An 8,668-nucleotide genomic window follows, 5' to 3' on the forward strand; every position below is an offset into this window, starting at 1 on the left:
AGCCACCGGCATGTGCGGTGGCTTTTTTAACGGCTCCAGCGCCGCGGCTTCGCGGCAAGGCGCATTCAGAACAGACGCGTGAGAACGCAAGCAGGGCCTGATCGGGGGCACATTGCTCAAGCCGCAAGGAAAATTTCTCAAACTGATTTTTCTTGTGCTATGATCTAAGGCTTGCTGAAACACAGAAGATGAGAAGCGAAGCTTCTTGACTTCATGCCCAGGTGGCGGAATTGGTAGACGCACTAGTTTCAGGTACTAGCGAGTAACATCGTGGAGGTTCGAGTCCTCTCCTGGGCACCAAAAAGAGAAAGCCACTGACTTCGGTCAGTGGCTTTTTTCTTGCCTGCTGTCTTTGCGCGCAGACCGCTGCGGGCGAAACCGGCGGCCTCGGCAACCAACCGCGACGGCCCGTCGGGCCGCCGTGAATCCCTTGCCTCTCGAATCAGACCGGCACGGCCACCAGGTCGTGCCCTTGCGTGCCCACGATGCGCGCCCGCGTGAACTCCCCCACGCGCAGTTGCTTGCTGATCTTCTCGGGCGGCAGCAGGCGCACGATGCCGTCGATCTCCGGCGCATCCGCATAGCTGCGCCCCACCCCTCCCTTGCGGCCCAGCGCAGGCGCCGAATCCACCAGCACCTGCATCTGCGCGCCAATGCGCCGCTTGAGCCGCTCGGTCGACACGGCTTCGGCCACCGCCATGAAGCGCGCGCGGCGCGCCTCGCGTTCGGCCTCGGGCAGCATGCCCGGCAGTTCGTTGGCCGTGGCACCCTGCACCGGGCTGTAGGCGAAGCATCCCGCGCGGTCGATGCCGGCCTCGCGGATGAAATCGAGCAGGTGCTCGAACTCGGCCTCGGTCTCGCCGGGGAAGCCGGCGATGAAGGTGCTGCGGATCACCAGTTCCGGGCACTGCTCGCGCCAGCGAAGGATGCGCTCGAGGTTCTTCTCGCCACTCGCGGGGCGCTTCATGCGGCGCAGCACGTCGGGATGGCTGTGCTGCAGCGGCACGTCCAGGTACGGCAGCACGCGGCCCTCGGCCATGAGGGGAAGGATCTCGTCGACGCTGGGATAGGGATAGACGTAATGCAGCCGCACCCAGGCGCCGTACGGCTCGGCGATCTCGCCCAGCGTGCGCACCAGTTCCAGCATGCGCGTCTTGACGGGCTTGCCCTCCCAGAATCCGGTGCGGTACTTCACGTCCACGCCATAGGCCGAGGTGTCCTGGCTGATGACGAGCAGTTCCTTCACGCCGCCTTCGAAGAGTGCGTGCGCCTCCTTGAGCACGTCGCCCACGGGCCTGGACACCAGGTCGCCGCGCATCGACGGAATGATGCAGAAGGTGCAGCGGTGGTTGCAGCCCTCGCTGATCTTCAGATAGGCATAGTGCTTGGGCGTGAGCTTGATGCCCATGGGGGGCACGAGGTCCACGAAGGGATCGTGCGGTTTCGGCAGGTTGGCATGGACGGCATCCATCACTTCCTGCGTGGCGTGCGGACCGGTCACGGCCAGCACGCTCGGGTGCATCTGGCGCACCAGGTTGCCGCCGTCCTCGCCGGCCTTGGCCCCCAGGCAGCCCGTGACGATCACGCGGCCGTTCTCGGCCAGCGCCTCGCCGATCGTGTCCAGGCTCTCGCGCACGGCGTCGTCGATGAAGCCGCAGGTGTTGACGATCACCAGATCGGCGCCTTCGAAGGTCTTGGAGGTCTGGTAGCCCTCGGCGCTCAGCTGCGTGAGGATCAGTTCGGAATCGGTCAGAGCCTTGGGGCATCCAAGGCTCACGAAGCCCACGCGTGGGGCGGCTTGGCTTCGTTCAGGGGTGGCTACTTCGCTCATCCCCTGATTGTCCCAGTTCCGCCCATGGAGCGGGCGGCGGCGTTGCGCGCGACTCAGGGCCGCTTGATGCCGAACGCGCCAAGCATCTGATCGGCGTTCTTCTGCATCTGCTCCTGCAGCTGCGTGAACATGCTCTTGGACTGCTCGACATAGGTGCCCAGCGCCCCCTGCAATGCCGGCGACTGCAGCGTCATGAACTGCGCCCATATCTCGGGCGTCAGCGGCTGGGCGTTCTGCGCCAGCTGCTTCTGCACCTCGGCCATAGCCTGGATGTTCTTCTCCAGGTACGGTCCCATGAAGCTCTGCATGGCATGGCCGTAGAAGCGGATGATGCCGGCCAGCGCCTGCTCGGTGAACATCGGCGCACCGCCGGCCTCTTCCTCCAGGATGATCTGCAGCAGGATGCTGCGCGTCAGGTCATCGCCGCTCTTCGCGTCGCGCACCACGAAAGGCGCCTGGTCCATGACCAGTTGCTTGACTTCGGCGAGCGTGATGTAGGCAGAGGAATCGGTGTCGTAGAGCCGGCGGTTCGGGTACTTCTTGATCACGCGAATCGGCGATTTGGAAGCGGCCTTCTTGCTCTGCACTTACGACACTCCTGCACCGGGGTTGGGCTCGATTCATTCTAGGAAGCGGCATTGCTGCACTGCGCCAAGGTTTACCCTGAGCGCGCGAACCGCTTCAAGGCGCGTTCACGTATTCCGCCGCGCAGTGCGGGCAGCGCGCTGTCTGCAGCCCTTCCTCCTGGCGCACCACGGTCATTTGCAGCAGGTTCTTGGCGCCGCCGAGCACCCAGCAGCGCGGGCAGTGCTCATGCCCCGCCACCGGCAGATACGCCCGCGCGCGCTGCTCTGCGCGTTCGCGCGTCACCTTCAGGCCTTGCTGCTGCGCGCGCTGCACGGCCGCTGCCGCCGCCGTTCCCGTGCGGCCATGCGCGCGGTCACCCAGCCCGTAGACCACGCGCGCAAACTCCAGCGGCGCCTGGCGCATCAGCGCCGCCACCCAGCGCTCTCGGGCCTGCGCAGGGGCCGCTGACACGCCGGGCTCTTCTTCATCAGGACCCATGAACGGCTTCCTGCTCAAGAAAAACGATAGCGGTTCACAAGCTACCACAGAGTCCACGCCGCCCGGCGCCGCCTTGCGTTCAGCAGTTGCCTTTCTTGGCCTGTCCCGGCGGGCAACCGTGCGGATGGGGCTTGGAAGGTCCATAGCCGCCAGGACCTTCATGCACATGCACACATCCCCCTATCAGCAAGACAGCGGAAATCAGCGCAAGGACTCTTTTCATGGAATGCTCCTTTGTCCATACAGACCTGCAGTATGGAGCGCCTTGAACGGTTGCGCTGTCGGCGCATATCCGGCATCCGCACACCGATCGCACGCATGCCAAGAATTGCGCATGCCACTCGGACCTCCAATGAAAAAGCCGCCCCGTGAGGGCGGCTTTATCTGCAGTCGAACTTTTCAGTTCTTCAAGACTTCCTGCAGCGTCTGAATCTGGTCAGTTTCAGAACGGAAATCTTGGTAGGCGCGATTGGACTCGAACCAACGAGACACCCGTTGCGCATCAACGCCTTACAGGGAGGCAAGGCCACTTCGACCCCCTGAGATACCCCTGAATACTCGCCAATCTCCCGCCGAAATCTCCCACGGCGTGCACCCTTCCGCATCAGAAGGGCACGCTGTCCGGGTCGAACGAGCCCCGCCACCGGTCGACAGTCGGCCCCACTTCGAACGGCTCCAACTGGCCGCGCCAGTGACCCGAACCTGCCTGCTCCGGCAATGCGGTGTCGACCGCGATGCGGCCGGCCTCTGCAAAGATGGCTCGGATGTCCTCGCCCTCCTTGGGCGGCCGGTCGCTCCGCTTCCGGGCCCCCGTGACCCAGTTCTCGTAGATCGCCCAGGCCTCGCACACTTGCTCCAGCGTCACGCCCTGGGCGTCGAGATAGGCACGGGCCGCGGCTTCGCCTGCGGCCAGTTGTTCAGGCGTCGCACCTGGCGCGGTCAGCCGCATGGTCGTGCCTCCACAGGTTTGAGCCACCGCGCAACCGCGTCCGCAGGCGGCAGCTCGGCCAGGTCGGGCTTGCGCTGCAGCTCGCGCGCCGCGGCGAAGCAGGCTAATTTTCTGACTGCAGTCGTAATGGCAAGGGACAGCGAGCGCTTCGTTGTGCTCCTCGGCATTATCGAAACCCGAAATCGACACGCGTCGCATGCTCTGGCAATCGGGGGCTTGGTATCGCTCGTGGCGAGCCTGGCCTTCGGGAGAATGCCGCTGGAAGGATGGGGGCTCTTTGGCGCGCCAACTTTTGCGGTGTTGACCGTGCTGTCTTTTATCGCCTCAAGGTCTTGCGCCGTCTCTGCAAGGCGCGTTGCTGACATAGTTGATGCGGCCCTTCAGGTCGAGATCGCGAAAAGCGGTCACGATGTCAACATCCTTGATCTCTGATGGCGGCCTTTGTCTTACCGATCAGCAAGTTGCATGACCCGAACGCGGCACGACCGATAGGCCTCGTTCAGTTCGTCGGCGTCGTAGGCGTCGCGCTCTTCCGCCTCTGCAGCAGTCTCGTCTGGAAGTGGCCCACCGGCTTGGGCTGCACCTGCTGCACCAGCGTGGGCACCGGCGCCGGCTTGGCCTGGGGCGCCACCACCACCATCCCCACGTCCGGCTGCTTCGGCGCCACGTTGCATGCGCTCGCGGCGCAGCTGATCGCGCAGAGCGCCAACAGTCGCAAGGTTCTGGGCATCGTTCTTCTCCTGAGCCGCGTGCGCGGCGTCGATTCGCTTCTGCTGCGCCAGCACGCTGGCGTTCAGGGTGCGCAGCGTGGCTGCCGCCTCGGCCTTCTGGGCATCGATGGCGCCGCGCAGGCCCTTGGCCTCTTCGCGCGCATCGTTGCGCTGCTTCGTCACCACGCCCGCGCGCGTGCGCTCAGCGCAGGCCCCGCCCCAGCCGGCCACGGCCAGCGCGAGCAGGATCCAGATGGCCAGGTTGCGGATGTCAGGCATGGCCCAAGCCGCCCAAGCAGTGCGCCGTCTCGTCGTCGCGCCGCAGGCCCAGCCCGCGCACCTCGCGGTACTCCGGCTTGCCATTGGTCAGGCGCTTGCCGGTCTTCACCGAAGCCCACACGCGCGTTCCGTTGGGCGCGCGGCTCAATGCGAGGCAGCCCTCCCGCCAGCGGCCTTCGTTGAACAGCCCCATCGCGCGGCTCGCGCAGGTATTGGCCATCCCCACGTTGTGGGCGTGCGAGCTGGCCGCGTCGAAGACCGACTGGGGCGGCAGGCGCTTGAAGCACCACGCCAGCGCCACCTGGCCTTTCTCGATCGCCCGGCCCTCCACCTCGGCGCAGCGCTCCGCGCTCCAGACGTCGCCCAGGATCAGCGGCTCGTCCGTGACGTGTTTGGTGATGCCGTTGCAGACGGTCGGCAGGCCGCCGGCCAGCGTGTCCGGGTAGACGAGGCCGGGGTTCTCGTGGTCGGGCTCCCACTTGTTCAGCAGGCCCAGCACTCCGGCCCCGACCAGAACAAGGGAGCCGGCCAGGTGCGGGAAATAACGCAGCTTGCCGCTCATCGCAGCCCACCGCCCTTCGCCGCCGTCCAGAGCCCGGCCACGGCGGCCAGCAGCGCGACGATGGCGCCCAACGGCTTTGCCAGCTTGCCGAAGTACTGCAGAACGCGGAACGCGCCCTGGAAGGCCTTGAACATCTCCACCAGTTCGGCGGTGCTCTCGGCATTGGCGCGAGCAGCAGCAGCTTGCTCGTCGATGCGTTCCTCGATGCGCTGCATGCGGCTGTCGCCGGCATCCAGTCGCTCATGGATCACCGCCAACTCAGTAGCGGTGATGGATTTGCCGGGTCCGGCCGGCGCCGTCGATTGGGTGGGCATGGGGTTCCTTGGGGAACCGCGAGCCCGGTGTGTGCGAGCGGAATTGTCCGGGCCGCCCCGCATAGGCGGCAAGGGGGGTCAAGCCTGCTGGTCCTTCTCCGCGTCGTTGGCCGCTGCGCGTTCGTGGCCCAGGCGCTCCAGGTCAGGAGCCGGGGCCAGCCCCTGCAAGGCCGGCTGTGCCTGCGCCTTGAGCATCGCCTCCTCGAGGTCCAAGCCCTTCTTTTCCTTTCGGCGCTCGTGCATCAGGCGCGAGCCGATCTTTCCCTTGGCCGCTGAAGGGATGGCGCGACGCTCAAACTCGTGCAGGCGTTCGGTGAGCGTCTGTTCGGCTCGGGCCAAACGGTTCGCCACCTCTTCGAAGGCGTTCACGAACCGGATGCGCACCACGCGCGCCTCGTCGCCCGTGAAGCTCATCGCCAGTTCGGACATGCCCTTGGCGGTCATCCGATACATGGGCTCCACGCGAACGCCGCCCTTGGGCCCGGGGACCGAAAAGGATGTGGGCTGAAAATTCAGCCGGTAATGCTCCGCGATCTCAGGATGCTCGCTGGCGCGCATCCGGTCGATGGTCTGCAGCACGTTTTTGTGTCGCTTCTTGAACGCCAGTGCCACGGCGCGCGAATCGGTAATGAGGTCCGCGCCATCGCGCGTGATGAACATCGTCAAGTCTTCGATCTGGTCCAAAGCCGTTCCTTCGCGCCGACAGGCGCATCACCCCGCGAGCGCCGCGGGCAGCGGCCAGGAACGACAAAGCCCTCAAGGTCTTGCAGTTCCGGGGTCGCGGTCGGCATGACGGAAAGCCATGACCCCCTTTCGGGGCAGAACTGCAAGAGCTTGAGGGCTCTGATCCGTCAAAAGCCGTGGTGCGACCCGTGGCGGAGACCCATTATGTTGCGAGGTGCGGCTGGTTCAAGGGGGGTCGCGTAGTTGCCCGCAAAAACCTGCATACTGGGTGCATGACGCTTATCGCCAAACCGATTCAGAACGGCTATTCCTTTACGCTAACCACTCGGCTGGGGCATATGCTGAGGCTTGCAGAGCAAGCGCATGGAGCGCGCGACATGAGCTATACGATCCTGGGAATCGAATTCGAGGCATCAGGCCCTAAGCTTTGGTTTCCTGGAAATTGCAATTTCATCGCGATCCAACTCAGCTTCGATGCCGCAAACGACATGGTTCTGGGCTGCTACCAGTTGGCGCACGAGTGCATTCATCTCTTGTCGCCCACCGGAAGTTCTCAAGCGAACGTGCTTGAAGAAGGGTTGGCTACGTGCTTCGCGCGCAATTACGTTTCCGAAGTGTTTGGTGCCAAGATAAACACCACGATAGCAAGCTATCAGCACGCAGCCGAACTCGCGGACGAGCTGTTGGCAATAGACCCAAACGCTATTCGAGAGCTGAGAATGATTGAGCCGGTGATTTCGAGAATCACTGCAAGACAGATGATCGAGCGCTACCCATCCCTGGAAACGGCAACAGCGGCCGCCCTTGAGGCGCAATTTGTGCGCGGCATCTGAGCCCGCGGTTCGCGGTCGGGAGCTTTTTCGCCTATCGCGGTGGGCCAGTTGTCTGGCGGGCGACAATCGTCAAATGGATCTCTTCGGCACAGCCACCCTCCGCCACCCCACCTGGTACAGCGACAGCGTTTTTGAAGAACGCGCCCTCCCCCTGAGCGTCGGCGACTACAAGGTCACTCCCGGCGTCGGCCGCGACGGGCGATGGACCGTCACCGACTCCAAGGGCGCGACCGTCTACAGCGGCATCGGGCCCGTCACCGTGGTGCCCGCCTGATGTCGGCCGGCACTCATCACGTCCTGACCCAGGCCATCCGCGCGCACTGGCAGGCGCACGACGGCCAATACCCGCAGCGCATCGTGCTGACGCCGGCCCAGCATGACGACCTGGTGCGGCTCGTGACCATCGGGCGCGCGGGCATGGAGCCGGTGAACCCCGGCATCTTTCTCGGCTGCAAGATCGAGCGCCAGGAAGGCGCTGCGCCCGCGCTGGTCAGCGTCGATGGCACGGAAGTGCCGCTGGACCTCTAGAACAGCTGCGGCTCGTCGTCGTCCGAGATCTTGTCCACGGGCGGCGGCTCGTCGTTGGCCGCCTTCGTGCGGGGTGCTCGCGGCGGAAGCGGCGCAGGAAACGTGTCGAGCGGGCCCATCCACTGCTTGAAATACCTCGGCGCCTCGTCGACTGCGCATGTGAGCCAGTCGTCGTAGTCCTCGGGGTGCAGGATCACGACCATGCGCTTCTCGTCGCCGGGCTTGTGGAAGCGCTGCATGACCGGGTGCCCGTCGGCGTTGACGGTGAGCATGGAGAAACTGAATTCCTCCTGCTGCGTCTGGGTGTTCTTCCAGCTCTCGTAGATGCCGGCGATGCCCAAAGGCACCTGGCCGGGCTGCTGGATGCCCCAGCGGACGGCCCTGCCCGTCTCGTAGCTGGGCTCGAAGATGGTCTCGGCCGGCACGATGCACCGCTGGCCCTTCTTCCACGCGGCCCGATAGCTCGGCAGTGTGGCCACCGTCTCCGATCGGGCGTTGTAGGTACGGCGGCCGTAGGCCACCTCCTTAGCCCAGTACGGCAGCAAGCCGAACCGACCATCCAGCGCCTCGCGGTGGCCGAGCGCCGAAAGCCGGATGAACGGCGCCAGCCCTGTCGGAAACGCCACGATGCTGGGCGAATCCTTGTGCAGCACGTCGAAGAACGACAACAGGCGGTCGGCGCGGGTGACGGGCTCGTAGTTGCTGCACATGGGCGGATACTACGCCGCCTCAATTGGACAAACTCCTTTCCTCAAAGGGCTCAGTGGCAGTGGCGTACCCCCGTCCGACTGTCGACGTGGCAACCTTGCCTGTCAGTGCCGCCAGAGTGAGCCAGCGCCGCCCCGCACGCCATCGCCAGAGCCAAGTAAAGCGCAACCTTCTTCATGGAGTTCTCCAGTAGTGAAGACACAAC

The 8,668-nt window shown here is 64.8% G+C and carries 14 protein-coding genes and 1 tRNA gene; 5 read left to right on the plus strand and 10 right to left on the minus strand.

Going from position 1 to position 8,668, the window contains the following annotated elements:
* The first annotated feature begins 215 nt into the window (after window positions 1–215).
* A tRNA-Leu gene (locus LG388_RS21615) sits at window positions 216–300 on the plus strand.
* A gap of 142 nt (window positions 301–442) precedes the next feature.
* Here the strand turns inward: LG388_RS21615 and rimO are convergent.
* The 4 genes from rimO to LG388_RS21635 all read right to left on the minus strand — a co-directional run bounded on the left by rimO (window position 443) and on the right by LG388_RS21635 (window position 3,845).
* Entirely contained in the window at window positions 443–1,831 is a 1,389-nt protein-coding gene (rimO, locus tag LG388_RS21620) for a 30S ribosomal protein S12 methylthiotransferase RimO (RefSeq protein ID WP_225784637.1), read from the minus strand.
* Between the two features lie 53 nt (window positions 1,832–1,884).
* A complete protein-coding gene (phaR, locus tag LG388_RS21625; protein ID WP_225784638.1) occupies window positions 1,885–2,418 on the minus strand; it encodes a polyhydroxyalkanoate synthesis repressor PhaR in 534 nt (177 codons plus the stop codon).
* A 94-nt stretch (window positions 2,419–2,512) separates the two neighbouring features.
* Window positions 2,513–2,896 (minus strand): hypothetical protein, encoded by a 384-nt coding sequence (locus LG388_RS21630; RefSeq protein WP_225784639.1) that lies wholly within the window; start codon window positions 2,894–2,896, stop codon window positions 2,513–2,515.
* Between the two features lie 604 nt (window positions 2,897–3,500).
* Window positions 3,501–3,845 (minus strand): hypothetical protein, encoded by a 345-nt coding sequence (locus LG388_RS21635; RefSeq protein WP_225784640.1) that lies wholly within the window; start codon window positions 3,843–3,845, stop codon window positions 3,501–3,503.
* 126 nt (window positions 3,846–3,971) lie between these two features.
* Between LG388_RS21635 and LG388_RS21640 the strand changes: the two genes are divergently transcribed.
* Entirely contained in the window at window positions 3,972–4,277 is a 306-nt protein-coding gene (locus tag LG388_RS21640; protein ID WP_225784641.1) for a hypothetical protein, read from the plus strand.
* A gap of 14 nt (window positions 4,278–4,291) precedes the next feature.
* Here LG388_RS21640 and LG388_RS21645 read toward each other — a convergent pair whose 3' ends face one another.
* From LG388_RS21645 to LG388_RS21660, 4 genes are all read right to left on the minus strand, one after another.
* Window positions 4,292–4,834: a hypothetical protein gene (locus tag LG388_RS21645; RefSeq protein ID WP_225784642.1), complete on the minus strand. Its 543-nt coding sequence runs from the start codon at window positions 4,832–4,834 to the stop codon at window positions 4,292–4,294.
* The gene (locus LG388_RS21650; RefSeq protein ID WP_225784643.1) at window positions 4,827–5,396 is read right to left on the minus strand and encodes a lysozyme; all 570 of its coding nucleotides are present in this window, start codon (window positions 5,394–5,396) and stop codon (window positions 4,827–4,829) included. Before LG388_RS21650 ends, LG388_RS21645 begins: the two co-directional genes overlap by 8 nt.
* The gene (locus LG388_RS21655; RefSeq protein ID WP_225784644.1) at window positions 5,393–5,710 is read right to left on the minus strand and encodes a hypothetical protein; all 318 of its coding nucleotides are present in this window, start codon (window positions 5,708–5,710) and stop codon (window positions 5,393–5,395) included. Before LG388_RS21655 ends, LG388_RS21650 begins: the two co-directional genes overlap by 4 nt.
* Before the next feature lie 78 nt (window positions 5,711–5,788).
* Window positions 5,789–6,394, minus strand: coding sequence for a Rha family transcriptional regulator (locus LG388_RS21660; protein ID WP_225784645.1), 606 nt, complete (start codon window positions 6,392–6,394; stop codon window positions 5,789–5,791).
* 272 nt (window positions 6,395–6,666) lie between these two features.
* Here LG388_RS21660 and LG388_RS21665 point away from each other — a divergent pair, with 272 nt between their 5' ends.
* From LG388_RS21665 to LG388_RS21675, 3 genes are all read left to right on the plus strand, one after another.
* Window positions 6,667–7,227: a hypothetical protein gene (locus LG388_RS21665; RefSeq protein WP_225784646.1), complete on the plus strand. Its 561-nt coding sequence runs from the start codon at window positions 6,667–6,669 to the stop codon at window positions 7,225–7,227.
* Window positions 7,228–7,300: 73 nt separating this feature from the next.
* Window positions 7,301–7,501: a hypothetical protein gene (locus LG388_RS21670; RefSeq protein ID WP_225784647.1), complete on the plus strand. Its 201-nt coding sequence runs from the start codon at window positions 7,301–7,303 to the stop codon at window positions 7,499–7,501.
* Entirely contained in the window at window positions 7,501–7,755 is a 255-nt protein-coding gene (locus tag LG388_RS21675; protein ID WP_225784648.1) for a hypothetical protein, read from the plus strand. The genes LG388_RS21670 and LG388_RS21675 overlap by 1 nt, the downstream gene beginning before the upstream one ends.
* Here LG388_RS21675 and LG388_RS21680 read toward each other — a convergent pair.
* Window positions 7,752–8,465, minus strand: a complete 714-nt coding sequence (locus tag LG388_RS21680) for an SOS response-associated peptidase (RefSeq protein WP_225784649.1) — start codon at window positions 8,463–8,465, stop codon at window positions 7,752–7,754. The genes LG388_RS21675 and LG388_RS21680 overlap by 4 nt on opposite strands.
* 50 nt (window positions 8,466–8,515) lie before the next feature.
* Window positions 8,516–8,641 carry a YHYH domain-containing protein gene (locus tag LG388_RS26870; RefSeq protein ID WP_370630218.1) on the minus strand — a complete coding sequence of 42 codons (126 nt, stop codon included), beginning with the start codon at window positions 8,639–8,641 and terminating at the stop codon, window positions 8,516–8,518.
* Between the last annotated feature and the right edge of the window lie 27 nt (window positions 8,642–8,668).

The organism is Xenophilus sp. Marseille-Q4582, from assembly GCF_916700565.1.
Taxonomy (GTDB): Bacteria; Pseudomonadota; Gammaproteobacteria; order Burkholderiales; family Burkholderiaceae_C; genus Xenophilus.

What these genes read in the sequence shown, in the direction of transcription:
- rimO (WP_225784637.1), bottom strand. Translation starts at nt 1,831, where the DNA reads ATGAGCGAAGTAGCCACCCCTGAACGAAGCCAAGCCGCCCCACGCGTG.
- LG388_RS21630 (WP_225784639.1), bottom strand. Translation starts at nt 2,896, where the DNA reads ATGGGTCCTGATGAAGAAGAGCCCGGCGTGTCAGCGGCCCCTGCGCAG.
- LG388_RS21635 (WP_225784640.1), bottom strand. Translation starts at nt 3,845, where the DNA reads ATGCGGCTGACCGCGCCAGGTGCGACGCCTGAACAACTGGCCGCAGGC.
- LG388_RS21640 (WP_225784641.1), top strand. Translation starts at nt 3,972, where the DNA reads ATGGCAAGGGACAGCGAGCGCTTCGTTGTGCTCCTCGGCATTATCGAA.
- LG388_RS21645 (WP_225784642.1), bottom strand. Translation starts at nt 4,834, where the DNA reads ATGCCTGACATCCGCAACCTGGCCATCTGGATCCTGCTCGCGCTGGCC.
- LG388_RS21650 (WP_225784643.1), bottom strand. Translation starts at nt 5,396, where the DNA reads ATGAGCGGCAAGCTGCGTTATTTCCCGCACCTGGCCGGCTCCCTTGTT.
- LG388_RS21655 (WP_225784644.1), bottom strand. Translation starts at nt 5,710, where the DNA reads ATGCCCACCCAATCGACGGCGCCGGCCGGACCCGGCAAATCCATCACC.
- LG388_RS21665 (WP_225784646.1), top strand. Translation starts at nt 6,667, where the DNA reads ATGACGCTTATCGCCAAACCGATTCAGAACGGCTATTCCTTTACGCTA.
- LG388_RS21670 (WP_225784647.1), top strand. Translation starts at nt 7,301, where the DNA reads ATGGATCTCTTCGGCACAGCCACCCTCCGCCACCCCACCTGGTACAGC.
- LG388_RS21675 (WP_225784648.1), top strand. Translation starts at nt 7,501, where the DNA reads ATGTCGGCCGGCACTCATCACGTCCTGACCCAGGCCATCCGCGCGCAC.
- LG388_RS21680 (WP_225784649.1), bottom strand. Translation starts at nt 8,465, where the DNA reads ATGTGCAGCAACTACGAGCCCGTCACCCGCGCCGACCGCCTGTTGTCG.
- LG388_RS26870 (WP_370630218.1), bottom strand. Translation starts at nt 8,641, where the DNA reads ATGAAGAAGGTTGCGCTTTACTTGGCTCTGGCGATGGCGTGCGGGGCG.